Here is a 25,723-nt window from a genome sequence, read left to right on the forward strand (position 1 = left end):
GGGTCCTTTCAGGCTTAGGGCCTCAAAGCTTCGGTCCTTCAGAGGGTGGCGTTGGGGCCTCTTTTTCAGCCTCAGGCAATTCACCTTTGTTGCGGCCGGAAAACATGGTCCACCAGACAATACCCACCAAAATCACCAAGGCCAGCAAAGCTTCCAACAAAATCAGTCCCATGCACGCACCCCGTTTTTTGAGTCACCGCCCGCGATGGATCGGCTTGTTTGTGGCCGCGATTGTAGGCACCCTGAGCGCTTGCTCTGTGGCCCCGGTGCTGCATGCCCCTGAACCTGCAAGTCCATCGGTCCAAGCGCCGGCCCCCGCCGAGATCGCCAGCACTTTGCCCGCAGCCCCTTTGCCCGCGCCCATCATGCGCGAACAAAGCCGCTGGGTTCCCGTCCCTTGGTCTGAACTGCCAGGGCTGAACACCGACGCGATCAACGAGGCTTGGCCCGCTTGGTTGCAAAGCTGCCAACGACCCGGCCCCACTTGGAAAGCCCTGTGCCCCGAGATCGCCCAACTGGCCAACGCCCCGGTTGAACAGCAACGCCGCTGGATACGCGACAACCTGCAGCCCTACCGCGTAGAGTCGCATGAACAACGTCCATCAGGCTTACTCACGGGCTATTACGAACCCGCCTTGGTCGGTTCGCGCAGAGCACAAGGCGATTTCAAAGTGCCCCTGTATGCGCCGCCCGCCCAATTGGGCCAACGCAAGCCTTGGTACACCCGCCAAGAGATTGACACCTTGCCCGCCGCCCGCGCCGCCCTGCGCGGCAAAGAGCTGTTGTATTTGGCCGACCCGGTGGATGCGATGGTGCTGCACATCCAAGGCTCGGGCCTCGTGAATGTGACCGAGCCCGATGGAAAAAAACGCTGGGTGCGCATGGCCTACGCCGCCACCAACGACCAGCCCTACATCAGCATTGGCCGCTGGCTGCTCGACCGCAAGCTCATCACCGACGCGAGCTGGCCCGGCATCAAGGCATGGATCGACCGCAACCCATCACGCGTGAACGAGCTGTTATGGCAAAACCCGCGTGTGGTGTTCTTCCGCGAAGAAGCCTTGCCCGTGGGCACCACACCGCCCGGCCCCAAAGGTGCACAAGGCGTGCCGCTCACGGCCGAGCGCTCGATTGCGGTGGACCGCCGCAGCATTCCCTACGGCACCCCCGTGTGGATGAAGTCCACCGGACCCCAAACCCATTTGGACCGCTTGGTGCTGGCCCAAGACACCGGCACCGCCATCGTGGGCGCGGTGCGGGCCGACTATTACGCGGGCTCTGGCCCAGCAGCGGGTGAATTGGCCGGGCGCCTCAAGCAACCCTTGCAAATGTGGGCCTTGTGGCCACGCTGAACCGGATGCCTAAAACCGGATGACTTTGACCTGCCGCCCCGGCTGCGCCGCTTGCTGCACCGCGCCATCCATCTCCTCGCCCATCCCCGGCATGCCCCAAGGCAAACCAACGGGCGTGCCTTGCGTGCAACTGGACGAACAACTGCGCTGCCAAATTTTTGGGCAGCCAGAACGGCCTGCGGTGTGCGGGCAACTACAGGCCTCGGTGGAGATGTGCGGGGCTGTTGAAGATGGCGGCGTTCACGCCCGGGCTTGGCTGATGCGGCTGGAAGATTTGACGCGGCCCAACTCTTGTATGACAAATAAAGTCACCAACAAGTCATCCCCCCACCCCTCTTGCCGCTAAGCTGAATCCCTTTTGCTGACCTGCGGAGCATGGCCATGGCGTTTGAGACTCCCTCTTTGAAAGACAGCGTTCACCCCGACGAATGGCAGCTGCGGCTGGACTTGGCCGCGTGTTACCGGCTGGTGGCGCTGTACGGCTGGAGCGATTTGGTGTTCACCCACATCACCGCCAAATTGCCGCACTCGGTGGCGGGCGATGACCATCAGTTTTTGATCAACCCCTATGGCCTGATGTTTGACGAGATCACCGCGTCCAGCCTGGTCAAGGTGGACATGCAGTGCAACAAGCTGCACGACAGCCCCTTTCCGGTGAACCCAGCCGGCTTTGTGATCCACAGCGCAGTGCACGAGGCGCGGCCCGATGCCGGTTGCGTTTTGCACACCCACACGCGGGCGGGCGTGGCCGTCAGCGCACAGGCGCATGGCGTGTTGCCCATCAGCCAGCAAAGCACCTTTGTGCTGGCTTCGCTGGCCTACCATGGCTACGAGGGCGTGGCGATTCACGACGAAGAAAAGCTGCGCCTGCAGGCCGACTTGGGCGATGCCAATTTCCTGATGCTGCGCAACCATGGCCTGCTGACGGTGGGCAAAACCATTGCCGACGCGTTCTTGTCGATGTACACCTTTGAGAACACCTGCCGCATTCAGGTGGATGCGCTGGCAGGGCAGTCGGGCCCGAAAGACCTGACGGCGGTGGACCCGCAAATCCTGACCGGCGTGGCCCACGCCTTGCGTGTGCAAACCGGCGGCTTGGGCGGCGCGTTTGTTTGGCCTTCGCTGCTGCGCAAGTTGCAACGCGAAAGCCCGGACTACGCGCTTTGAGCGTGTGCGCATACGATGCTTCTAACGCCTTTGAATGGACACCATGACCTCCTTGTTTGAACCCTGCCAGGTCGGCAGCATTTCTTTGGCCTCACGCATCGTGATGGCCCCACTCACGCGCAACCGCGCACCCGGCGCTCTGGCCAATGCACGCATGGCCACGTATTACCGACAACGCGCCAACCCGGCCACGGGGGCGGGCCTGATCGTCACCGAGGCCACCGCCATCAGCCACCAGGGCCAGGGCTACGCCGATGTGCCCGGCATCTGGAGCGCCGAACAAGTTGCTGCGTGGAAGCAAGTGACCGATGCAGTGCACGCCGAAGGCGGCAAGATCGTGGTGCAGCTATGGCATGTGGGCCGTGTCTCGCACACCAGCTTGCAGCCCGCCGGCGCTGCGCCTGTGGCGCCATCGGCCCTGACGGCCCAAACCAAAACTGTGCTGCTGGTCGACGGCCAAGCCAAGTTCGTGCCCACGTCCGAGCCACGTGCGCTGGAGGCCGCCGAGCTGCCGGGCATCGTGCAAGACTACCGCCGCGCAGCGGCCAACGCGATTGCTGCCGGGTTTGATGGCGTGGAGGTTCATGCGGCCAATGGTTATTTGATCGACCAGTTTTTGCGCAGCAGCAGCAACCACCGCACCGACGCGTATGGCGGCTCGATCGAGAACCGCGCCCGCTTTTTGCAAGAAGTGATTCAGGCCATCGTGGCCGAGATCGGTGGCGCACGCACGGGCATTCGCCTCTCGCCCGTCACACCCGCCAACGGGGTGAATGACGACCAACCGCAGACTTTGTTTGAGCATGTGGTGCGCGTGCTGGCCCCGATGCACTTGGCCTTCTTGCATCTGATTGAAGGCTCGACGGGCGCGGCGCGTGACCACCAGCAAGGCGACAAGCCCTTTGACTACGCCGCTTTGCGCAGCGCCTACACCCAGGCGGGCGGGCGCGGCGCATGGATGCTGAACAACGGCTACGACCTGGCCTTGGCTGACCAGTCACTCGCCAGCGGTGCTGACCTGATCGCCTTTGGCCGCCCCTTCATTGCCAACCCCGACTTGGGCGCACGCCTGCGCCAGGGCGGCCCCTTCAACACGCCCGACCGCGCCACTTTTTACGGCGGGGGCGATGCGGGGTACACCGACTACCCGTTTTTGCCCACAGCTTGAGGCAACCCTTGCTGGACCAGCACGGCGCGGTTCATGGGGTTTGAAACAGAAGGCCTGCTTTCAACCCACGGCCTTCGTCGGCCGTCTCCAAAAACAATTGCGCCCCCATGATGCGGGCATATTCAGACACAATGGCCAAGCCCAAACCGCTGCCATGTTGAAACGCGGGCCCCTCGTCGCCCTGAACCCAGCGTTGCAGCAAGCGCTGGCGTTGAAGGGGTTCAATGCCCGGGCCGTTGTCATGCACCCAGACGCCGCATTGCCCCAGGCTGGGGTTTGAAAACAGCTCCACCGTGACGCGCCTGACCGTACCGGCTGGCGTCAAGCCATAACGAAACGCGTTGTCGATCAGGTTGTCCATCACGCCTTCGATCAAGGCCCTTTGGGCTAAGACAGACACGGCACCGCGCTCGTCCAAACCACTGGCGCCCAGATCAATGCCCAAGGCATCGGCGCGGTGCAAATGCCGCATGATGCTGTCGCGAATGACCTCGTCGAGCTTGACGGGTTCTGCCATGGATTCTTGCGCCTCTTGAACCAGAGCGATGGCCAACAACTGGTTCATCAAGTGGCTGGCCCGCTCTTGACTGAATGCAATTTTTTGCAGTTGTTCACGCCAGACCGCAGGGTCTGACTGAGAAAGCGCGTAGTCGGTCAAAGCTTTCATGCCCGCCAAGGGTGTGCGCATTTCATGGGCCACATTGCCCGCAAATTCTTTTTGTGAACGAACCCCTTTTTCGATGCGCAACAGCAATGCGTTGATGGCCTCACTCAGGTTTTGCATCTCTGCCGATCTGTTGGACACGAACACCGGCTTCAGGTCACGCACGTCACGCAGGGCGACGGCGTTTTGCAAATCGGTGAGCGGTTGCACGTCTTGCTGAATCTTTCGCCGCAACCACCAAGCCAAGCCCAGCAACAACAGCAATTGCGGCACCATGGACAAAACCAACAAACGCTGAAAAAAAGCCACTTGGCTGTAGGTGGTTTGGGCGACCACCACTTTGAAGGCTTGCGGCACCTGGCGCATCAAAACGACGGCGCGCAAGGTTTTGTTGTTGAACTCAATTTCAGTGAATGTGAAGCTTTTCAAATCGTCCAACTGGGGCATTTGCAATCCGGCATGGCCCGCCAAAAAACGGCCGTCATTTGAAAAGACAGCAAAGTACAAACGCTCACTTTGGTCGAACAACAAGGTGCCCATTTCATTGGCGGTCAAGCCCAGCGCCAAACCACCACCATCGGTTTGCCGAACATGGCTTGCCACCGCATAAGCATCGTCCAACAACGCGCGATCAAACGCTTGCTGCGTGAAGAAACGTGCCACCGCAAACGCCAACAAGGTGCCGATCAACCAAGTCAACGCCAAGGGCACGATCACGCGCCGGAGCAAACGCTGCAGCAAGGACCGAGCGGGGGTGGTCATGGCCGTTCTTCTTCCATCAAGTAACCCAAGCCCCGCAATGTTCGAATGGTGGCACCCGAATTCAAAATCTTTTTGCGCAAACGGGAAATGAAGGTTTCCAGGGCGTTGTCCAACAAGACTTCGTCAAAGCCAGAAAGCTTGTCCGACAGTTCTTTTTTGCTCAGCGTGCGGCCCGGTGGCGACATGAGTTCTGACAACACCTCAAATTCCCTGGCTGGCAGGGTCAATGGCTCGTCATGGACCAATACCCTTCGACCTTTCCGATCCAGCACCAAATGGGCCAATTGGGTGGTGCTGTCTTCTCCTTGACTGCGCCTGACCAGGGCACGCAGCCTGGCATCGACTTCTGCCAAGTCGAAGGGTTTTCCGAGGTAGTCGTCTGCACCGGCATCCAAACCGGCAATCCGCTCATCGGTTCGATTGCGTGCTGTCAAAACCAGAACGGGTGTTTTGTCGCCTTTGTGCCGCCTTTCTTGCAGCAAATGAAGACCATTGGCCGGGACGGCCGTTTGGCTGTCGCTGCTGGGCAAATTCAAATCCAGCAAAACAGCGTCATAAGGTTGCACATGCCACATGTATTTGGCGGCTGACAAATCCCCTGCCACATCCACACGGTGCCCCTTGTCCGTCAGGCTTTGCTGCACAACGCCTTGTAATACCTTGTCGTCTTCAATCAAAAGAATGCGCATGTGGGCTGTGTCTTTGGTCAGGTGCTGGTCAGGCTTGGTCAGCGATAACCGAGCCATGAGCATACGACATAGATTTTGCGTGAAGGCTTCGTGGGTTGGGTTTGCTGTTTTGGTCAGCACGGGCACATGGGCCAACGAACCCCTGAGTTTGGAAATGGTTTTGGAAGCCGCGCGTCAGCACCCTGATGTGCAAACGAGCGCTCGTCTTTTGGACGCTGCGCGTGCCGATGTCTTGGCGGCCAATCGTTCACCTGCCCTGGCTTTGTCTTCCTCTGCTTCGACGGTGGATGTCAAAAATGGCCAATCTTTCGGTTCGTCCTTGAGTCCTGCAAAACTGAACAAGTCTGTGGGCGTTGACGGTCTATGGGAGCGAGGTGGCAAACGTGTTTTGCGAACAGACAAAGCCCAAACCATGGTTCTGGTGGCACAAGCCGAAAGACAAGAAGCGCTGGTCATTCAGCAAATGGCGGCGCAAATGGCGTTTTATGAGTTGCTGACCGCCCATCAGCGTTTGGAGGTCTTTCGTGATTTGGCGCAAAGCGCCGAACAGTTGGCCAAAACGGCCGACTTGCGACTGAAAAATGGTGATTTATCGGCCCAAGAAGCCGCTCGAACCCAAATTGAGGCTGCGCGTGCCCAAGCCGAGACACAAGTGGCCATGCTGGAATACCAGCAAACCAGCCTCAGCATCGGGACATGGACAGGTTTGAAACGGCCAGCAAGTGGCTGGTCGGTACAAGTGCAGTGGCCAAACACCAAGCCATGGGGTGGCTTGGCCATGACAGACATTGTCAATGGGCCTTGGCTGGAAGCGCGAAGTGATGTGACCGCTGCGCGTCTAGGGGTCCTCGCTGCCAACCAAAATGTGGCGCTGGCACAGGCGCTGCGGGTCACAGACCCCACTTTGGGAACCTCGATTGAAAACACACCCGATGGCTTTGGCAACACCGCCAAAGTGATGGGGGTTCGGATCTCCATACCCCTGGTTCAATCGAACCGATTCGACGGCGAAATTGGGCGGGCAACAGCCGAAGCAGCTGCCAGTCAAAACATGCTGGACCGGACCCGCCAGCGCGCCCAAATCGAGATGCTCAACTGGTTTGAGAACAGCCAAGCTCAAGCAGAACGTCTGCAAATTTACGAAAAAGACCTCTTGCCACGCGCCCTTCGCGTGGCGGAGCAAACCGAAATGGCCTACCGACAAGGTGGCTTGTCTTTGACCGAGTTGTTGGATGCACGGCGAACCCTCCGAGCTGTGCAATTGGATGTTTTGAATGCTCGCAATGCCTATGCCAAAGCTTGGACCTATTGGCAACTGCGCATGTCTACAGCGACACCCTGATCCACCACGTCCTTTTTGAAAAGCCCATCCCGTGATCGCTCATTCCCGCTCTGTCATCTGCACCTTATTGCTGGTCACCTTGGTGATCGGTGGTTGTTCTGAACCCGTCAGCCCCACGCCCAGTGTGGCGGGGCCGGTCATTCAAGGCGACCAGCTGCAATACCCGCCAGACCATCCCCAAATTGCGCTATTGACCACCACGGCCGCGGTGATGGCCACCGAGATCCCAGTGGATTTGCCAGCCCGCATTGTGTGGAACGAAGAACGAACACAGCGCGTGTTTTCGGCGTTTTCAGGGCGCGTGAGCAGCATCGATGTGAGCCTAGGGCAAGCGATTGCCAAGGGGCAAGCCTTGGCACACCTCTCCTCGCCGGAGTTTGGTGCAGCCCAAGCCGAGACGTCTCTGGCTCAAACCAACTTGAACTTGGCCACGCAGGTTTTAGACCGACAGCAATCCCTTTTTGATTTGGGTGTGGTTGCCCGAAAAGATGTTGAACAAGCTGCAGCGGAGGCGGCCAGGGCGAATGCTGAATTGAAGCGAGCGCAGGCCAAAACCGACCTTTACGGCAGCAGAAACACGGCGAACCAACAATTGGTTTTGCGCAGCGATGTTGCGGGCGTTGTGGTGGAGCGCAACATCACGCCAGGACAAGAAGTCCGGCCCGACAACGCAAGCCAAGCTTTGTTTGTCATCTCTGACCCCAGCAAACTGTGGGTACAGATCGATGCGCAAACGCCAGACATTGCCGATTTAAAACCCAACGCACAAGTTCAACTGGTGGTGCCCTCCTTGTCTGAACAGGTTTTCAAAGCCACCGTGCTGGCGGTGGCAGACCAGATCGATCCGGTCAGTCGCTCCATCAAAGTTCGCGCATTGATAGACAACAGTTCTCGTTTGCTCAAAAGTGAAATGCTGGCCCGCGTTCGTTACGCACGCAAGATTGGCCAAGGTGTTGAGGTGCCGGCCAGCGCTCTTTTCCTGATGGGCAAGCAGCACATTGTTTTTGTGCAGACGTCAAAGGGCGTTTACGGCCCGCGCCAAGTCACGCTGTCTCAAGAGGGGCCCGTCAAAGTGGTGCTGAGCCAGGGTTTGCAAATCGGCGAGGAAGTGGTGGTTCAGAACGGTTTGCTGTTGGCGCGTGAACTGCGCATTGCCAAGGAATCAGCCGCCATCACGGGTGCAGCCAAGCCATGAAAAAGCTGATCCATTACGCGCTGAATCAGCCCCTGTTCATCGTTCTTGGCACCTTGCTGTTTGTCATGGCGGGGGTGATTGCCTTCAAAAATCTATCTGTGGAGGCCTTTCCGGATGTGACCGACACACAGGTCACGGTGATCGCCTTGTATCCTGGGCGTGCTGCCGAAGAGGTCGAAAAACAAGTGAGCTTGCCGATTGAAGTGGCGCTGGCAGGTTTGCCCAACGCCATCCGGGTTTTTTCTCACACCCAGTTTGGCCTGTCTTTCACGGTGGTCACCTACAACGACAATGCCGATGTCAACATCGTCCGGCAGCAAGTCAATGAACGACTCCGAGGGATTGATTTACCCCCGGGCGTCGAAGCGAACATCGCACCCAACGCAACACCTGTCGGTGAAATCATGCGATACCGCCTGCGTGGCGACGGGTTGACCACCACCGAGCTGCGAACTTTGCAAGACTGGGTGGTTGAACGTGGGCTGCGCCAAGTCGCGGGCGTGGCCGATGTGGTCGCCATGGGTGGGTTCATCAAGCAATATGAAGTTCAACCCGATTTGGAGAAACTCCGGTCACAGCGCCTCACTTTGCAAAATCTTTTGGATGCCCTTGGCAGGGGCAATGCCAACGCGGGTGGCAGCTATGTGGCACAGGGTCAGCAACAATTTGCAATTCGTGGGATTGGGTTACTGCGTTCCCCTGAAGAAATTGGCCAAATCGTTTTGGCCACGCGAAATGGCACACCGGTGTTGGTCCGCGATGTGGCTCAGGTCAAGATAGGCGCAGTGCCCCGACTGGGCACAGTGGGCCAAGACCAAGACAACGACATCGTGACCGGCATCATCATCATGCGCAAAGGTGAAAACCCCAGCGTTGTCTTGAAAAATGTGAAAGAGCGACTCGAAGAAATCAATGCGCGCGGTCTTCCCAAGGGTGTTCAGGTGGTTCCCTTTTATGACCGTTCTTGGCTGATGGAGAAAACACTCAAGACGGTTTTCAAAAATTTGGTCGAAGGCGCCCTGCTGGTTTCGCTGGTGCTCTACATTTTTCTTTCCAACATGCGCGCCACGTTGGCGGTGGTGGCGGTCATTCCGTTGTCTTTGTTGGCCACATTCATGGGCTTGAAGTTCATGGGTGTGCCGGCCAACTTGCTGAGTTTGGGGGCCATGGATTTCGGCATCATCGTTGACGGCGCCGTGATTGTGGTCGAGAACATCATGCACAGACTGTCTGAACGCGGTGAGGGCATGAGCGAAAAAGAGCGCAAAGCACTCATCATTGAAGCCACCAACGAGGTCGGACGCCCCACTGTGTTTTCGATGCTGATCATCATTGCGGCACACATCCCAATCTTTGCATTGCAACGCCATGAAGGCCGTATTTTTCAACCCATGGCCTTGTCGGTCACGGCCGCGCTCATCGGCGCTTTGATCATTTCTTTGACCTTGGTGCCTTTGTTGGCGTATTGGATGCTGCGCAAAAAACTGCCCCACAGCGACAACAAGGTGGTGGCCAAAGCCAAAGAGATTTACACGCCCACCCTGAACTGGGCACTGAACCACCGTCGTCACGTTGTCGCCATTGCCCTGTGTTGTTTTGGCCTGTCCATGGTGGCCGCCTCCCGGCTGGGGTCGGAGTTTTTGCCTGAATTGAACGAGGGCACCATTTGGGTCAACGTCAGGTTGCCTGCCAGTGTTTCCAATGAAGAGGCGGCCAAGGTTTTGCGTCAGGTCCGCGATGCCCTTCAACGCATTCCTGAAGTCAAGACAACGGTTTCAAAAGCAGGCCAACCTGAAGACGGCACAGACCCCAAAACCATCAGCATGGCCGAAGTTTTTGTGGACTTAAAGCCCCAGGAAACCTGGCGCACAGGTTTGACCCGCGAGCAATTGATCGACGAAATGAATGACGCTGTTTCTGCACTGCCCGGCATGGAGCCCACCTTCTCTCAACCGATTCGCGACAACGTGCTGGAGTCCATCTCGCAAATCGATGGGCAAATTGTGATCAAGATTGCGGGGGATGACCTGACTGTTTTGAAACAAACCGCTGAAGCCATTGAACGGGAGGTCAAACAAGTCAAAGGGGTCAGCCGTGCGGCCATTGACCGTCAGGGCGATTTGCCACAACTGCTGATCCACATCAACCGCGAGCAAGCGGCGCGCTATGGCTTGAACGTGGGCGATGTGCAAGATGTCATTGAAACGGCGCTGGCCGGAAAAGCAAGCACCACCTTGTGGGAGGGCGAAAGAAAGTTTGACGTGACGGTTCGTTTGCCCCAAGAGCGTCGAAGCATTTCAGAATTGGGCGCCATACCTGTTCCTACGTTTGATGGTGGTTCGGTTCGGTTGGACCTGGTCAGCACCATTGAGCAAACCAGTGGTGCCATGAACATTGCCAGAGAGTCTGGACAACGGACTGCGGCCATTGGTATTTTTATCAAGGGCCGTGATATGGGCTCCATCGTCAACGACATGAAAGCCCGCATTGCGAAAAACGTCAACATTCCTGCCAATTACACCGTCAAATGGTCTGGTGAGTTTGAAAACCAAGAGCGCGCCATGGCACGCTTATCGATCGTTGTTCCCATCTCCTTGTTGTTGATTTTTGTGCTGTTGTTTGACGCCTTCGGTTCCATCAAAAGCGCCGTTCTCATTCTTGTGAATGTTCCCTTGGCCATGATCGGCGGTTTCGTTGCCTTGTGGCTGTTCAACATCCCCCTGTCCGTCTCGGCCGCCATTGGCTTCATCGCCCTGTCAGGCCAGGCTGTGCTCAATGGGGTGGTGATGCTGACGGTCTTTCAGCAGCTGCGCAATGCAGGCTGCCAGGTTTTGGATGCGGTGAAACAAGGCGCCTTGCAACGTTTGCGCACCGTGTTGATGACGGCGATGCTGGCGGCTTTGGGTTTGTTGCCCATGGCCATGAGTCACGACATCGGCTCTGAAACGCAACGTCCCTTGGCGATTGTGGTCATTGGGGGTTTGATCTCTGCTACCTTGCTGACATTGCTGGTCTTGCCCGTCCTGTATGCCTCTTGGTATGGCAAAGACATGCCCGCCGGAAAGTCCGTCAGCAAGGCCTAAACCACCCAGCCCATCAAGGTTTCCACCTTTTGAGCAACAAAGCATTGGCCATGACACTCACCGAACTGAGGGCCATGGCGGCACCCGCCATCATGGGGTTCAGGTAACCCAGTGCCGCCAAAGGGATGCCCGCCACGTTGTAGGCGAAGGCCCAAAACAGGTTTTGCCGGATCTTGGCCACGGTGCGGGCTGATATGTCGAGTGCCGCACCCACCAAAGCGACGTCGCCGCGCATGAGGGTGATGCCTGCGGCGTGCATGGCCACATCGGTGCCGTTGCCCATGGCCATGCCCACATCGGCGGCGGCCAAGGCGGGGGCGTCGTTCACCCCATCGCCCACCATGGCGACAACTTGCCCACCCGCACGCAGTTTTTGCACCTGCGCCGACTTGTCGCCGGGCAGCACATCGGCCAGAACCTCTCCCGCTTCGGGGCGCAGGCCCAATCGGCGCGCCATGGCCTCTGCGGCGGCTTGGTTGTCACCCGAAATCATCACCAGCTTCAGGCCGCGATCGCGCAGCGCGGTCAAGGCTTGCGCAGCGCCCGTTTTGGGTTCGTCGCCAAACCCCATGAGCAGCAGCGCTTGCAGACCTGTGTCGGTGCGCTCGGCCAAGGCCGACAGACTCGCGCCTTGCGCCCGAAAAGCTTCGATGTCTGGCTGCCAAACGCCCACATCCAAGCCTTCTTCTTGCAGCCAGCGCAAACTGCCCAGCAACAGCGGCCTGCCATCCACATGGGCCAACACGCCTTTTCCGGGCACCGCTTGCAGCTCTTGCGCGGCGGGGCCTGCCAAGCCCTGCGTTTCAGCCGCGCTGACCACCGCACGCGCCAAGGGGTGTTCGCTGCCGCTTTGCACGCGTGCGGCCAAAGCCAAAGCAGTTTGGGCATCGTGCCCGGGTGCGGGCACATGGGCCAGCAAGCGCGGTTGGCCCACGGTGAGTGTGCCTGTTTTGTCAAAGGCCACCGTTTGCACGCGGTGCGCCAACTCCAGTGCTTGCACGTCTTTGATCAAGATGCCGTGCTTGGCCGCCACGCCCGTGCCTGCCATGATGGCCACGGGTGTAGCCAGGCCCAGGGCGCAAGGGCAGGCAATGACCAACACGGCCACCGCGTGGATGAGTGCTGTTTCAAAATCGGCGCCTGTCATCATCCACGCACCCAAGGTGAGCAGGGCGATCAACAGCACCACGGGCACAAACACTTCGGCCACTTTGTCCACCAGCCGCTGAATGGGTGCTTTGGCTGCCTGTGCGTCTTCGACCAAGCGGATGATGTGTGAGAGCACGGTTTCGTGGCCTACCGCCGTGACGCGCATCAGCACACGACCTTCGCCATTGATTGACCCACCCGTCAAGGCTGCCCCCGGTGCTTTGGCTACGGGCAAGGGCTCGCCAGTCAGCATGGACTCGTCCACCTGGGTTTGGCCTTCGACCAATTCGCCGTCGAGCGGAAAACGCTCGCCAGGTCGCACCACAATCCGGTCGCCCACCAGAATTTCGTCCACAGGCACATCGACTTCGCCGTCTACGCCCAACCAATGGGCTTTGTCTGGACGCAAGGCGTGCAAGGCGCGAATCGCTTCAGTGGTCTGGCGCTTGGCACGCGTCTCCAGCCATTTGCCCAGCATCACCAAAGTGATGACCACGGCCGAACCTTCAAAGTACAGGTGCGGTGCGTGCCCCACGTGCGCCGTGAGCCACAGCCAAACCGACAAAGCCCAGCCTGCGGTGGTGCCCAAGGACACCAGCAAATCCATGTTGCCCGTGAGCGCCTTCAAAGCATGCCAACCGGCTTTGTAAGAGCGTGCGCCCAACACAAACTGCACAGGCGTGGCCAGTGCAAATTGCAGCCAAGCGGGCAGCATCCAATGCTGGCCCCAGAGCTCCGCCAGCATGGGCAGGACCAACGGCGTGGTCAGCAGCAGGCCCACACCCACCGGCATGAAGCCTGCCCAGGGTGGTTCACGGCCCGCATCGGCTTGTGCTTCGGGGGTGCGGGGTTCATACCCGGCGTCGCGCACTGCGCGGCGCAAGCGTGCGTCGGTCACGTCATTGGTGGCCACTTCGATGCGGGCCGATTCGGTGGCGAGGTTGACCGTGGCGCTGAGCACGCCGGGCATTTTTTTCAGGGTTTTTTCGACACGCGCCACGCACGAAGCGCAGGTCATACCGCCGATGCCGATGTCGTAGGTGATGGAAGGCTCAATCTTGATCTGTGTCATGGCATGAAGTCCTTGATGGTCTATGCTCAGACCAGACCCTAATGGGTCATGTTCAGTTCATTGGAGAGGATGCATCATGAACCAAATTTTCACAGTTGAGGGCATGACATGTGGCCATTGCGAAAAAGCAGTCACCAAAGCTTTGTTGGCTTTGGATGCACAGGCCAAAGTTGTGATCGACCGCACACAAAACAAGGTGCATGTGACTTCCGAAAAAACCCGCGAAGCTTTGGCCCAAGCCATTGCCGATGAAGGTTACCGCGTCAGCGCTTGAGTTTTTTTAACCCACCGGGAGTTTCACATGACCAAAAACATTGGCGATATTGAACGCATCATCCGCATCGTAGGCGGTCTTGTCTTGATCGCACTGGCCGCCACAGGCACAGTCGGTATTTGGGGTTGGCTGGGTCTGGTGCCTTTGGCCACAGGCTTGACGGGTTGGTGCCCGCCTTACAGCTTGTTGGGCATCAACACCTGCAAAAATAAAAACACCTGATCGCGTGGCACAAGCTTCGCCGCTGTCCGACCCCCCAGAAACTCCTGAGCGTTTGAACTTACCCGGCGTTTTGCCCATCGACGGCAAGCAACCGCTGTATTGGCTGTATTGGGGTCTGAAAGACATCTGCCATTCACCTTGGCTAAGCTTGAGCCATGGCCTGGTCATGGCCATAGGAGGCGGCCTGATCACTTGGCTCGCACATGACCAGTTTTGGTTGTTGGCCGGTGCAGTATCGGGTTTTCTGATCGTGGCTCCGATTTTGGCGACCAGCTTGTATGCCATGAGCCGCGCCATCGAAAGAAACGAGGCTGTTGACCTGCGGTTGTTGTTAAAAACTTGGACGCAATGGCAAACGCTGCATCACAACGAAACGGTGAGTTACTGGTGTTTGGTGCGTTTTGGTTTGTTGCTGGCCCTCGCGGGCACAGGATGGGTCTTGACCTCATCGGCCTTGATCACGTTGCTGGCCCCGGTGCCGATCCACACCCCCATGGATTTCATCCACCATGTGGTGTTGAGCCCAGACAGTTATTTGTTTGAGCTGTGGCTGATGTTGGGCGGCCTGATGGCTGCGCCGGTTTTTGCCTCCAGCGTGGTGGCTATGCCCTTGCTGCTCGACCGCCAACTCACCACCTTGCAAGCCGTGCTGACCAGCTGGAAAGTGGTCTTGACCCATCCCATGCCCATGGTGCTGTGGGCATTTTTGATCATGGGCTTGAGCATGCTGGGCTTTTTGAGCTTTTTCATCGGCCTGGTCGTGATCGTGCCCATGCTGGGGCATGCGTCTTGGCATGCCTACCGCCACCTGGTGGACACCCGTGATGTTGCCGAACGCATGCCCAGTCAGAAAGCTGTGTGATGTGGCAGATCACAGAAGAACAATTTGCTGGGTTCGGCTTGACCATCGGTGTAACAACTTTCATGCTGTACATGCTTTTCATCGTCTTGCAGTTGGCTTGGGAGTCAAAAGCTGGCAAATTCGGAACCTTTGTTATTTTTCTTGGTTTGGCTTTTGGCATGCTGGGCTTTGTCGCCAAAGGCATCATCCAATGGTGGCTTGACGCTTGAATTCAATGTTGAATAAAGCTGTGGATAAAAGAACTGGAATTCATGACTTATCCACAACTTGATCTATATTTAAAATGTTGTTCATTTTTGGGTGACAGTACAAAAGCTGACCCACACACATGTTTGGATATTCAACAAGTCTTTGTCATCATTGAAAAAAAGAAGCTTGTCCACAAAAGAAGCTGCCCTTTACTACTACGACTATTTAAAGATATAAAAGAATAAGAAGATAAGAAAGAAGAAGTGCGCTGTTAAGATTTGCATCTTTCCAAACACCCAATCACCATGGCGAGCGTCAACGAAGTTTCGACACTTCACTGTTACGACATCAAGAGCGCTGAGCTGTCTTTGGTGTCTTTGGTCCTCAAAACAACCGACATCCAGATGCTTGCTGCAGCCCTGGCTCAGCATTTGGGTGAGAGTCCCGGTTTTTTCGACCACGACCCTGTGGTGATCGACGTCACTTCTTTGGATTTGGCCGATGGTTTGTCTTTTGATCTGACAAATTTAACAACGGTTCTGCGTGGAAATGGCTTGGTGCCTGTGGCCATCAAAGGCGCCCATTCTGAGCTTTTGTCGATGGCCAAGGGTCTTGGCTTGGTGGATGGCTCAGACGCCCGTGTGCGCCGCGCTGTGACCCTTGCTGAGGCCCAAGAACAAGTTGCCATCAGTCAACCCAGCAACTCACAGCAAGAAGCCCAGCAAACGGCGTTGATCATTGATAAGCCGCTGCGGTCTGGACAGCAGGTTTACGCCAAAGGGCGAGACCTGATTGTTTTGGCCATGGTCAATGTCGGCGCCGAAGTGATTGCCGATGGGCACATCCATGTTTATGGCGCATTGCGTGGCAAAGCCATTGCGGGTGCGCGTGGCAATACGCAAGCGCAAATTTTTGCCCAGGTGATGGAGCCCGAACTGATTTCCATCGCGGGTGTTTACCGCACCAGCGAAAATGCATTGCCCAAAGATGTTTTGGGTCAAGTGGCCCAAGTGTGTTTGCAATCTGGCCCCGATGGGGACAAATTGCTCATCACGCCTTTGAAGTCCTAATTTTTCAATCGAGTCCAAGAAAGTTTTTCCATGGCAAAAATCGTTGTTGTGACCTCTGGCAAAGGCGGTGTGGGCAAAACCACAACCAGCGCCAGTTTCGCTACCGGCTTGGCCCTCAGGGGTTTCAAGACCGCTGTCATTGACTTTGATGTGGGTCTGCGCAATTTGGACTTGATCATGGGCTGTGAGCGGCGTGTGGTGTACGACCTGATCAATGTGATCCAGGGTGAAGCCAACTTGAACCAAGCCCTTATCAAAGACAAACAGTGTGACAACCTGTTTGTGTTGGCAGCTTCGCAAACACGCGACAAAGATGCTTTGTCTCAAGAAGGTGTTGAAAAGGTCTTGAATGACTTGAGCGGCATGGGTTTTGAGTACATCGTGTGCGATTCGCCTGCAGGTATTGAAACTGGTGCTTTGATGGCCATGCACTTTGCCGATGAGGCTTTGGTGGTGACCAACCCCGAAGTGTCTTCGGTGCGCGATTCGGACCGAATTTTGGGCATGCTCGGCAGCAAGACCAAACGGGCAATTGAAGGTTCAGAGCCGATCAAAGAACACCTGCTGATCACCCGTTACAACCCCAATCGGGTGGAAGAAGGGCAGATGCTGTCGCTGCAAGACATCCAGGACATCCTGCGCATCAAGTTGTTGGGTGTGATTCCTGAAAGCGAAAACGTCCTGCAGGCTTCTAACCAAGGCACGCCCGCTATCCACATGGCCAACAGCGATGTGTCGGAGGCCTACAAAGATGTGATTGACCGTTTCTTGGGCGAAGACAAACCGATGCGCTTTACCGAAGCAGAGAAACCCAGTTTCTTCAAACGTTTGTTTGGAGGCAAGTGAGCCATGTCCTTTCTTTCCTTCCTGTTGGGTGAAAAGAAGAAAACAGCGAGCGTAGCCAAAGAGCGCTTGCAGATCATCTTGGCCCATGAACGCAGTGGCCGCAATGTGGCCGAGCCCGATTACCTGCCCGATTTGCAGCGCGAGTTGGTGGCGGTGATCAGCAAGTACATCAAGATCAATCCGAACGACATCAAAGTCAATTTAGAGCGTCAGGACAATCTGGAAGTGTTGGAAGTCAAGATCGAATTGCCCGACGCACGCTGAAGATGGACACCTTTTTGTAGAGTGTCCATTTCCAAGACCAGATGGTTTTCCCAACAAGCACCTTGGGCCGTGTCACACAGTAAGAAAGCCACCTTTGCAGGTGGCTTTCTTTTGGTCAACGTGTGTTCAATGAGGCCCACAATGACCGCGCTGCGCGAATATTGCGCTCTTTGACATGGCCAAAACCCTTGATGGTCTCAGGGACACGGGCTACGTCCAGTGCATGCGCGTGGGTGCTGTCGGAGAGGTTTTCCAACACGCGGTCGATGTGCTGCATGTATTCCCGGATCAAAGCGCGTTCGGTCACCCGCTCTTCGGTTTTGCCAAACACATCCAGTGCGGTGCCACGCAGGCCTTTGAGTTTGGCCAGTAATTTGAAGCCAGTCAGCATGGCTGGGCCAAATTTTCGTTTGAGCAATTCACCTTTGTCATTGCGCTTGGACCACAGAGGTGGCGCCAAATGGTAGTTCACTGTGAAGTCGCCTTCAAAGCTTTCCTTGATGCGGTCTAAAAAACCAGTTTGGGTGTGCAGCCTGGCAACTTCGTACTCGTCTTTGTAGGCCATGAGCTTGAACAACTGGCGTGCTACGGTTTCGGTCAGGATGGTTTTGCCCAAAGGCGCCTCGGTGGCGTGCACACGCGCCACAATGTTTTGGTAAAGCTGTGCGTAAGCGGTGTTTTGATAGTCCGTCAAACGCGCCATGCGGTTGGCCACAATGTCTTCCAGGTTGTCACGTTTTTTGAAGTGGATGACCTGCGCCGGACGAATTTGCTGCATCAGTGCATCAAGGTGCTGCGCAGCATGTCGCCCCCATTCAAAAGCAGCCAAATTGTTTTTCACCTGCACGTCGTTGAGCTCGATGGCGCGCACCAGCGATTCGCGGTGCAAAGGCACCCAGCCTTTTTGCCAGGCATAACCCAGGATCATGGGGTTGACGTAAATCGTGTCGCCCATGAGCTGCTTGGCCAGGGCGTCGGCGTCAAAAGCGCCCACACCTTCCACGCCCACTTGCGCGGTGATTTCGGCCACGCATTGCTCGGCTGGGTTTTGCCAGTTGCCGTTTTTCACAAATGCGGCGGTGGGCGTGCTGCTGCTGTTCATGGCCACATGGGTGCGGCCTGGGCGCATGCGCAAGGTGGTTTCTTTGGAGGCGCTCACGATGGGGTCGCAGCCGATGATCAAGTCGGCTGCGGCCATGCTCACGCGGGTGGTGCGGATCTCGTTTTGCGTGTTGGCAATCAAGATGTGGCTCCAGGTCGCACCCCCTTTTTGGGCCAGGCCTGCCGAGTCTTGGGTGACGATGCCTTTGCCTTCCATGTGCGCGGCCATGCCCAGCAATTGCCCGATGGTGATCACCCCAGTGCCGCCGACGCCCGCGACCACGGTGCCCCAGGGCTCGCGGATGGTGGGCAAAACCGGTTCAGGCAAAGCGCCTAAGCTGGCGGGGTTGATCGTGGTGCTGGTGGTTGACGATTTCTTTTTGAAGCTGCCGCCTTCTACGGTGACAAAGCTGGGGCAAAAGCCTTTGAGGCAGCTGGTGTCTTTGTTGCAGGTGCTTTGGTTGATGGTGCGCTTGCGACCGAGTTCGGTCTCTAAAGGTTCTACCGACAAGCAATTGGATTGCACGCCGCAGTCGCCACAGCCTTCGCACACTTCTTCGTTGATCATCACGCGCACAGCAGGGTCCACCATGGTGCCGCGTTTGCGGCGTCGGCGTTTTTCGGTGGCGCAGGTCTGGTCGTAAATGATGACGGTGGTGCCCAAGATCACCCGCATTTCGCGTTGGATGCGGTCGAGTTCATCGCGATGGAACACGCGCACGCCTTCGACCAAAGCCACGCCCGCGTATTTTTCAGGTTCATCGGTCACCACCACGATGCGTTGCGCGCCTTCAGCCTTCATGCTCATGGCGATTTGCACCACACTGTGGCCTTCAGAACGCTCACCGACAGGTTGTCCGCCCGTCATGGCCACCGCGTCGTTGTACAAAATCTTGTAAGTGATGTTCACACCCGAGGCCACGCTTTGGCGCACCGCCAAAATGCCACTGTGGAAATAGGTGCCGTCGCCGATGTTGGCAAAGATGTGTGGGTCGGTGATGAAGGGTTGCTGGCCGGTCCACGGCACGCCTTCGCCGCCCATTTGGGTGAAGCCCGTGGTGCTGCGGTCCATCCAGAGGCTCATGAAATGGCAACCAATGCCGGCCATGGCACGTGAGCCTTCGGGCACCTTGGTGGAGGTGTTGTGTGGGCAGCCGGAGCAAAACCAGGGCGTGCGCTCGCCAGCGGCACCCAGGGTCAGGGTTTGCAGGGATTTTTCTTTGGCGTCCAGCACCGCCAGGTGCGCGTCAATGCGTGCGGTGGTGTCGGCATCCATGCCCAGCTTCTTCAGCCGTTTGGCGATGGCCCGCGCAATCAAGGCGGGGGTCAGGTCAGCGTTGGCACGCAGCAAGGTGCGCTCCGTCGGATTGGGTACAGACCACTCACCGCCAGACGTGTCGCCTTCGGTTTCGTCAAACTTGCCTAAAATTTTTGGGCGCACCTCGTCACGCCAGTTGTAGAGTTCTTCTTTGAGTTGGTATTCGATGACTTGGCGTTTTTCTTCGACCACCAAAACCTCGCGCAAACCGGAGGCAAATTCGCGGGCAGTTTGCGCTTCCAGGGGCCACACCACGCCCACCTTGTGCACCCGGATGCCCAGGCGTTGGCAGGTGGCGTCATCCAGCCCCAGGTCCAGCAGGGCTTGGCGCGTGTCGTTGTAAGCCTTGCCGCTGGCGATCAGTCCAAAGCGATCGTTGGGCCCTTGAATGACGTTGTGGTTGAGCTTGTTGGCGCGGATGTAGGCCAAAGCCGCGTACCACTTGTAATCAAACAACCGCGCCTCTTGCTCCAGCGCGGTATCGGGCCAGCGGATGTGCACGCCGCCGGGCGGCATCACAAACTCAGGCAAGACAATTTGCACGCGTTCCGGGTCGATGTGCGCGGTGGCACTCGATTCCACGATTTCTTGGATGGTCTTCATGCCCGACCAGATGCCGGCAAAACGGCTCAGGGCCAAGGCGTGCAAGCCTTGGTCCAGGATGTCTTGCACGCTGGCCGGAAAGAACACGGGCAGGCCGCAGGCCTTGAAGATGTGGTCGCTTTGGTGCGCGGCAGTCGAGCTTTTGGCCACATGGTCGTCGCCCGCCACCGCCAGCACGCCGCCCCAAGGCGTGGTGCCTGCCATGTTGGCGTGTTTGAAGACATCCGAGCAGCGGTCCACGCCCGGGCCTTTGCCGTACCAGATGCCGAACACGCCATCGAATTTGTTGGTGCCGGGCGGGGCAAAGCCCAGTTGCTGTGTGCCCCACAAAGCAGTCGCTGCCAGCTCTTCGTTCACGCCGGGCTGGAACACGATGTGCTGGGCCTTGAGGTGGTCCTTGGCTTTCCACAGGGACTGGTCGTAACTGCCCAGCGGCGAGCCCCGGTAGCCGCTGATGAAGCCCGCGGTGTTTTTGCCTTGCAAGGCGTCTCGCTGGCGTTGCAGCATGGGCAGCTTGACCAGAGCCTGCACGCCACTCATGAAAGCGCGGCCCACATCGAGGCTGTACTTGTCGTCCAGCGTCACGGTTTCAAGCGCTTGGCGAATCGAATCGGGCAAGGGGGCGTTCATGGTCTGTCCTGCAACTGAGATGGATGGCACAGTGTAGGGTGGCCGAGACGGCAAGTGCTTGCTTTCGGAGACAGGATTTCCCCTAGGATTGGAAAGAGCCCAGCCATTCAGCCGCCAATACAAGGATGGCGGTGTGTTTCTTGTCGAGGCTGAAGGCGTTCAGTCGATGGTTGCGCCGGAGTCTTTGACGATCCTGGCCCAGCGGGGCAGGTCGTCACGCACCAGCTGGGCGAACTGCTCAGGCGTGGATTTGAAGGCTTCGCAGCCCACCCCGGCCAGGCGCTCCTGCACGTCTTTGGAGTCAAGAGCCTTGGTGATTTCTGCGTTGAGCTGGTTGATGATCGCCCTGGGGGTTCCCGTTGGAGCAAACACGCCATACCAAGGGGTGGCGCCAAAGTCCTTGAGGGTCTCGCCAATGGTGGGGGCATCCGGCAGCACGGGCAGGCGCTTGGGGTTGACCACACCGAGTACCTTCATCCTGCCAGAGCGTATGAATGCGATCGAAGAAGGCAGGCTCTGCACCGAGACTTGCACCTGTCCCGCCACCAGGTCGGTGGCTGCTGCTGCGGCCCCCTTGTAGGGGACATGGGTCAAATCAATGCCGGTGGCTTTGCCCAGCATCTCGCCGATCAGGTGGTTGAGCGTGCCGTTGCCCGCTGATCCGATGTTGATCTTTCCGGGTTGCTGTTTGGCCAGTGCGACCAGTTCGGCGGTGTTCTTGGCGGGGAAGCTCGGGTGGGCCACCAACACATAGCCGGCCGTGGCGACGCTGCCCACTGGCTCGAAGTCCTTGACCGGGTCGAAGCCGGTGCTCTTGTAAAGCGCTGGATTGATGACCATCGCGCTGTCGGCGGTCAGCAGCAAGGTGTAGCCATCGGGGCGGGTTCGGGCTGCAGCCGCCGTGCCCACATTGCCCCCGGCGCCAGTGCGGTTTTCCACCACAAAGGACTGCCCCGTCTGCTCGGAGAGCCTTTGCGCAATCACCCGCGCGATCGTGTCGTTCGCACCACCGGCCGCCTGGGGCACGATGATGGTCACCGGTTTGGAGGGGAATTTGTCTTGGGCGTGCGCTGCGGCGCACATTGAAAGACACACAATGAAAGCAGTTTGGATGAGCTTGCGCATGACTTGTCTCTTTGTATCAACCGGGTTTCACGCAGAATGGCGGGACCACCGAGGGCATGATCGAGAAAGAAAAGGGCCCTGTCAATCACGCATGGGCAGCACTTGTGCCCGCTAAGAGGCGGCGCAATAGGCAGCGCCTGCCTGTAAAATAAGCAGCTTGAGCCCACCTCCAGGTCGGGCGGCACCAAGGCGCAGGCGGCGCCCATTTTGGCCTTCTTTTAAGGCGGACTTTTTCATGCTTTACCCTCAAGAATTTGATGTGATTGTGGTCGGTGGCGGCCATGCCGGAACCGAAGCCGCGTTGGCGGCTGCCCGCATGGGCAGCAAAACGCTGCTGCTCACGCACAACATCGAGACGCTGGGGCAAATGAGCTGCAACCCCAGCATTGGTGGCATCGGCAAGGGCCACTTGGTCAAAGAGGTGGATGCTTTGGGTGGCGCCATGGCCTTGGCCACCGACGAGGGCGGCATCCAGTTCCGCATCCTCAACAGCTCCAAAGGCCCGGCCGTGCGCGCCACGCGCGCCCAGGCCGATCGCATTTTGTACAAAGCCGCCATTCGCCGCATGCTCGAGAACCAAGCCAATTTGTGGTTGTTTCAGCAAGCGGTGGACGACCTGATGGTCGAGGGTGACCGGGTGGTGGGCGCTGTCACTCAGGTCGGCATCCGCTTCCGCTCGCGCACTGTGGTGCTGACGGCGGGTACTTTTCTGGATGGCAAGATCCATGTGGGCTTGCAGAATTACGCCGCGGGCAGGGCAGGCGATCCGCCTGCCGTCAGTTTGTCAGCGCGCCTCAAAGAGTTGAAGCTGCCGCAAGGGCGCCTGAAGACCGGCACACCACCACGCTTGGATGGTCGCACCATTGATTTTTCACAATGCACCGAGCAACCTGGTGACGGCATGCCCGGCGGCATGAACGCGACCGATGGCATACCCGTGTTCAGTTTCATGGGCCGCACCGAGATGCACCCTGAGCAAATGCCCTGCTGGATTACCCACACCAACGAGCGCACGCACGACATCATCCGCTCTGGCTTTGACCGCAGCCCCATGTTCACCGGCAAGATCGAGGGTGTGGGGCCGCGTTATTGCCCGAGTGTGGAAGACAAAATCAACCGTTTTGCCGACAAGGACAGCCACCAGATTTTTCTGGAGCCCGAAGGCCTGACGACCCACGAGTACTACCCTAACGGTATCTCGACCAGCTTGCCGTTTGACATCCAGTACGACTTGGTGCGCTCGATGAAGGGGCTGGAAAACTGCCACATTCTCAGGCCTGGTTACGCCATCGAATACGACTACTTTGACCCCCGTTCATTGAAGAACAGCTTCGAGACCCGCCAAATCAGCGGCCTGTTTTTTGCGGGGCAGATCAACGGCACAACCGGTTACGAAGAGGCTGCAGCCCAGGGTTTGTTTGCCGGCATCAATGCCGCGCTCCAGTGCCGGGGTGAAGCGGCTTGGATGCCGGCTCGCGACCAAGCCTACTTGGGCGTGCTGGTCGATGACTTGGTGACCCAGGGCGTGACCGAGCCTTACCGCATGTTCACCAGCCGGGCGGAGTTCCGCCTGCAGCTGCGCGAAGACAACGCCGATGCGCGCCTGACCGAAGTTGGGCGACAGATGGGCTTGGTGGATGACGCCCGCTGGGACGCTTTCAGCCGCAAGCGCGATGCTGTTTCACGTGAAACAGAGCGACTGAAATCCATCTGGGTGAACCCACGCAACTTGCCAGCAGCCGAGTCTGAGCGGGTGTTGGGCAAAGCCATTGAGCACGAGCACAACCTGTTTGACTTGCTGCGCAGACCGAATGTGAGCTATCCCGCGCTGATGACGCTGGACGGCGGGCGCATGTCCAGCGCCGATGTTTCACGTGAAACCTTGGGCGACTTGAGCCATTCAGTCATCGAGCAGGTCGAGATCGCTGCCAAATACTCGGGCTACATCCACCGCCAAAAAGGGGAGGTGGAGCGGGCCGCGTTTTACGAACACCTGCGCCTGCCCGAGAGTCTGGACTACATGCAGGTGTCGGCGCTGTCCATTGAGGCGCGTCAAAAGTTGGCCAAACACCGGCCTGAAACCTTGGGCCAAGCCTCGCGCATCTCGGGCATCACGCCTGCCAGCGTGTCCTTGCTCTTGATTCACCTGAAAAAGGGTGGCTTCAAAGGCTTCATGCAAGCTGCAGAGGAAGGCGTGCAGGCATGAGTGTGAATCTGGAGGCGGGCCTGCGCGCAGGTGCGCAAACCTTGGGCTTGGCTTTGTCGGATGCGCAAATCCAGCACTTGTTGGACTATGCGGCGCTGATCCAGAAATGGAACAAGGTTTACAACCTGACAGCCTTGCGCGACCCGGCGGACATGCTCACGCACCACCTGTTGGATAGCCTGACAGCCATTGTCCCCTTGTGCCGACACACCCAGGGCCAGCCCGTTCGCGTTCTGGATGTGGGTTCGGGCGGTGGTTTGCCCGGGGTGGTCTTGGCCATTTGCATTCCTGAGTTGAATGTGAGCTGCGTAGACACAGTGGCCAAAAAAGCTGCCTTTGTCCAGCAAGTGGCGGTGAGCCTGAAGCTGCCCAATTTGCGCGGTCTGCATGCGCGGGTCGAATCCCTGACCGATCCGTACCAAGTCATTTGCTCCCGCGCCTTCGCTTCTTTGCCCGACTTTGTGACCTGGTCCCGTTCGGCGCTGGCCGAGGGTGGTGTGTGGATGGCCATGAAGGGCAAACATCCACAGGGCGAAATTGACGCCTTGCCTGCCGATGTGAAAGTGTTTCACGTGGAACCATTGACGGTTCCCGGCTTGGATGTCGAGCGTTGTATGGTTTGGATGAAGCCCGAAACCATTTGAATCAGGGGGTGTTTCACGTGAAACACCTTGAAAAGAGGCTGCATCAGCGGGCGGCCCATCACTTACACTCGCAAGAATCACCCCAGAAAGAAAGCCCATGTTTTTTGGCATTTCAGATTACGGATCCTTTGTGGCTGCGATTGTTTTGTTCTTGGCCATTCCTGGCCCTGGCAATCTGGCCTTGATCACCTCCACCGGCAAGGGCGGAATAGCCGGGGGGCTGGGCGCAACATTCGGCGTGATTGCGGGTGACCAGGTGTTGATGTGGATGGCCGTGGCGGGTGTGGCCACGGTGTTGGCCACTTACCCGGCTGCATTCGTGGCCGTGCAGTGGGTGGGTGCTTTGTATTTGGCTTGGTTGGGTTGGATGATGTTGATGGCCAAGCCGGGCGATGCACCTGTTTTGAACATTCGACCACGTCAGTATTTTCAGCAAGCCTTGGCCATCACCTTGCTCAACCCCAAGGCGATCGTCTTCTACATGGCATTTTTCCCTTTGTTTGTTGATCCCAGCGTTCATCAGGGCTGGGTCAGTTTTGCCGTCATGGCCGCAACCATCGCTTTTCTGACGTTTCTGTATGGTTTGGGCATGACCTTGTTGACATTCCATTTGGCTTCGCGCATGCGTGCAAACCCCCGCATTGGACGCTGGCTCGAAAAGCTCGCCGGCATTTTTCTCATTGGTTTTGGCGTCAAGTTGGCCATTTCCAAATAAATTGGAAGACT

Annotated in this window: 23 protein-coding genes; 17 read left to right on the plus strand and 6 right to left on the minus strand. The window is 57.8% G+C overall.

All coding sequences use genetic code 11. The features are described 5' to 3' along the window. Window positions 1-22: 22 nt before the first annotated feature. Entirely contained in the window at window positions 23-172 is a 150-nt protein-coding gene (locus tag Q1M54_RS00535; RefSeq protein ID WP_300552416.1) for a hypothetical protein, read from the minus strand. Between Q1M54_RS00535 and Q1M54_RS00540 the strand changes: the two genes are divergently transcribed. Genes Q1M54_RS00540 through Q1M54_RS00555 form a run of 4 tightly spaced genes read left to right on the plus strand, consistent with a single transcriptional unit; the run spans window position 171 to window position 3,687 of the window. Next, window positions 171-1,352: an MltA domain-containing protein gene (locus tag Q1M54_RS00540; protein WP_300552419.1), complete on the plus strand. Its 1,182-nt coding sequence runs from the start codon at window positions 171-173 to the stop codon at window positions 1,350-1,352. The genes Q1M54_RS00535 and Q1M54_RS00540 overlap by 2 nt on opposite strands. A gap of 19 nt (window positions 1,353-1,371) precedes the next feature. Next, complete coding sequence (locus Q1M54_RS00545) at window positions 1,372-1,698, plus strand: YkgJ family cysteine cluster protein (RefSeq protein ID WP_300552422.1); 327 nt, start codon at window positions 1,372-1,374, stop codon at window positions 1,696-1,698. A 35-nt stretch (window positions 1,699-1,733) separates the two neighbouring features. Further along, entirely contained in the window at window positions 1,734-2,519 is a 786-nt protein-coding gene (locus tag Q1M54_RS00550) for a class II aldolase/adducin family protein (protein ID WP_300552425.1), read from the plus strand. Between the two features lie 43 nt (window positions 2,520-2,562). After that, window positions 2,563-3,687, plus strand: a complete 1,125-nt coding sequence (locus tag Q1M54_RS00555; protein ID WP_300552427.1) for an alkene reductase — start codon at window positions 2,563-2,565, stop codon at window positions 3,685-3,687. Window positions 3,688-3,718: 31 nt separating this feature from the next. Here Q1M54_RS00555 and Q1M54_RS00560 read toward each other — a convergent pair whose 3' ends face one another. Further along, window positions 3,719-5,113 carry a sensor histidine kinase gene (locus Q1M54_RS00560; RefSeq protein ID WP_300552430.1) on the minus strand — a complete coding sequence of 465 codons (1,395 nt, stop codon included), beginning with the start codon at window positions 5,111-5,113 and terminating at the stop codon, window positions 3,719-3,721. After that, window positions 5,110-5,802, minus strand: a complete 693-nt coding sequence (locus Q1M54_RS00565) for a response regulator transcription factor (RefSeq protein WP_300552433.1) — start codon at window positions 5,800-5,802, stop codon at window positions 5,110-5,112. The genes Q1M54_RS00560 and Q1M54_RS00565 overlap by 4 nt, the downstream gene beginning before the upstream one ends. Window positions 5,803-5,857: 55 nt before the next feature. On the opposite strand from Q1M54_RS00565, the gene Q1M54_RS00570 reads away from it, so the two are divergent. The 3 genes from Q1M54_RS00570 to Q1M54_RS00580 are packed head-to-tail and all read left to right on the plus strand — an operon-like array spanning window position 5,858 to window position 11,422. Further along, window positions 5,858-7,144, plus strand: a complete 1,287-nt coding sequence (locus Q1M54_RS00570) for a TolC family protein (protein ID WP_300552436.1) — start codon at window positions 5,858-5,860, stop codon at window positions 7,142-7,144. Window positions 7,145-7,175: 31 nt separating this feature from the next. Further along, entirely contained in the window at window positions 7,176-8,339 is a 1,164-nt protein-coding gene (locus Q1M54_RS00575) for an efflux RND transporter periplasmic adaptor subunit (protein ID WP_300552438.1), read from the plus strand. Then, window positions 8,336-11,422, plus strand: a complete 3,087-nt coding sequence (locus tag Q1M54_RS00580; RefSeq protein ID WP_300552440.1) for a CusA/CzcA family heavy metal efflux RND transporter — start codon at window positions 8,336-8,338, stop codon at window positions 11,420-11,422. The genes Q1M54_RS00575 and Q1M54_RS00580 overlap by 4 nt, the downstream gene beginning before the upstream one ends. A gap of 13 nt (window positions 11,423-11,435) precedes the next feature. Here the strand turns inward: Q1M54_RS00580 and Q1M54_RS00585 are convergent, their stop codons facing one another. Beyond that, window positions 11,436-13,643, minus strand: a complete 2,208-nt coding sequence (locus Q1M54_RS00585) for a heavy metal translocating P-type ATPase (RefSeq protein ID WP_300552443.1) — start codon at window positions 13,641-13,643, stop codon at window positions 11,436-11,438. 76 nt (window positions 13,644-13,719) lie between these two features. On the opposite strand from Q1M54_RS00585, the gene Q1M54_RS00590 reads away from it, so the two are divergent. The 7 genes from Q1M54_RS00590 (at window position 13,720) to minE (ending at window position 17,370) form a co-directional block, all read left to right on the plus strand. Then, entirely contained in the window at window positions 13,720-13,917 is a 198-nt protein-coding gene (locus Q1M54_RS00590) for a cation transporter (protein WP_300552447.1), read from the plus strand. Window positions 13,918-13,944: 27 nt separating this feature from the next. Then, window positions 13,945-14,139: a DUF2892 domain-containing protein gene (locus Q1M54_RS00595; protein ID WP_300552450.1), complete on the plus strand. Its 195-nt coding sequence runs from the start codon at window positions 13,945-13,947 to the stop codon at window positions 14,137-14,139. Window positions 14,140-14,143: 4 nt separating this feature from the next. Then, window positions 14,144-15,001 (plus strand): DUF2189 domain-containing protein, encoded by an 858-nt coding sequence (locus Q1M54_RS00600; RefSeq protein WP_300552453.1) that lies wholly within the window; start codon window positions 14,144-14,146, stop codon window positions 14,999-15,001. Continuing rightward, window positions 15,001-15,210, plus strand: coding sequence for a DUF2788 domain-containing protein (locus Q1M54_RS00605; protein WP_300552801.1), 210 nt, complete (start codon window positions 15,001-15,003; stop codon window positions 15,208-15,210). The genes Q1M54_RS00600 and Q1M54_RS00605 overlap by 1 nt, the downstream gene beginning before the upstream one ends. Window positions 15,211-15,495: 285 nt before the next feature. Then, window positions 15,496-16,260 (plus strand): septum site-determining protein MinC, encoded by a 765-nt coding sequence (gene minC / locus Q1M54_RS00610; RefSeq protein ID WP_300552455.1) that lies wholly within the window; start codon window positions 15,496-15,498, stop codon window positions 16,258-16,260. Window positions 16,261-16,290: 30 nt separating this feature from the next. After that, window positions 16,291-17,106, plus strand: coding sequence for a septum site-determining protein MinD (gene minD / locus Q1M54_RS00615; RefSeq protein ID WP_300552456.1), 816 nt, complete (start codon window positions 16,291-16,293; stop codon window positions 17,104-17,106). A 3-nt stretch (window positions 17,107-17,109) separates the two neighbouring features. Next, entirely contained in the window at window positions 17,110-17,370 is a 261-nt protein-coding gene (gene minE, locus Q1M54_RS00620; RefSeq protein ID WP_090044154.1) for a cell division topological specificity factor MinE, read from the plus strand. Window positions 17,371-17,485: 115 nt separating this feature from the next. On the opposite strand, the gene Q1M54_RS00625 is transcribed toward minE, so the two are convergent. Next, the gene (locus tag Q1M54_RS00625; protein WP_300552462.1) at window positions 17,486-21,022 is read right to left on the minus strand and encodes an indolepyruvate ferredoxin oxidoreductase family protein; all 3,537 of its coding nucleotides are present in this window, start codon (window positions 21,020-21,022) and stop codon (window positions 17,486-17,488) included. A 159-nt stretch (window positions 21,023-21,181) separates the two neighbouring features. Continuing rightward, window positions 21,182-22,147, minus strand: a complete 966-nt coding sequence (locus tag Q1M54_RS00630) for a tripartite tricarboxylate transporter substrate binding protein (protein ID WP_300552465.1) — start codon at window positions 22,145-22,147, stop codon at window positions 21,182-21,184. A gap of 235 nt (window positions 22,148-22,382) precedes the next feature. On the opposite strand from Q1M54_RS00630, the gene mnmG reads away from it, so the two are divergent. The 3 genes from mnmG (at window position 22,383) to Q1M54_RS00645 (ending at window position 25,712) form a co-directional block, all read left to right on the plus strand. Then, on the plus strand, window positions 22,383-24,353 hold the full coding sequence (gene mnmG / locus Q1M54_RS00635) for a tRNA uridine-5-carboxymethylaminomethyl(34) synthesis enzyme MnmG (RefSeq protein ID WP_300552467.1): 1,971 nt from the start codon (window positions 22,383-22,385) through the stop codon (window positions 24,351-24,353). Next, the gene (gene rsmG, locus Q1M54_RS00640) at window positions 24,350-24,997 is read left to right on the plus strand and encodes a 16S rRNA (guanine(527)-N(7))-methyltransferase RsmG (protein ID WP_300552470.1); all 648 of its coding nucleotides are present in this window, start codon (window positions 24,350-24,352) and stop codon (window positions 24,995-24,997) included. Before mnmG ends, rsmG begins: the two co-directional genes overlap by 4 nt. 97 nt (window positions 24,998-25,094) lie before the next feature. After that, the gene (locus tag Q1M54_RS00645; protein ID WP_300552473.1) at window positions 25,095-25,712 is read left to right on the plus strand and encodes a LysE family transporter; all 618 of its coding nucleotides are present in this window, start codon (window positions 25,095-25,097) and stop codon (window positions 25,710-25,712) included. Window positions 25,713-25,723: the final 11 nt, after the last annotated feature.

It is taken from the genome of Limnohabitans sp. Rim8 (assembly GCF_943326455.1).
Classification (GTDB): Bacteria; Pseudomonadota; Gammaproteobacteria; order Burkholderiales; family Burkholderiaceae_C; genus Limnohabitans_A.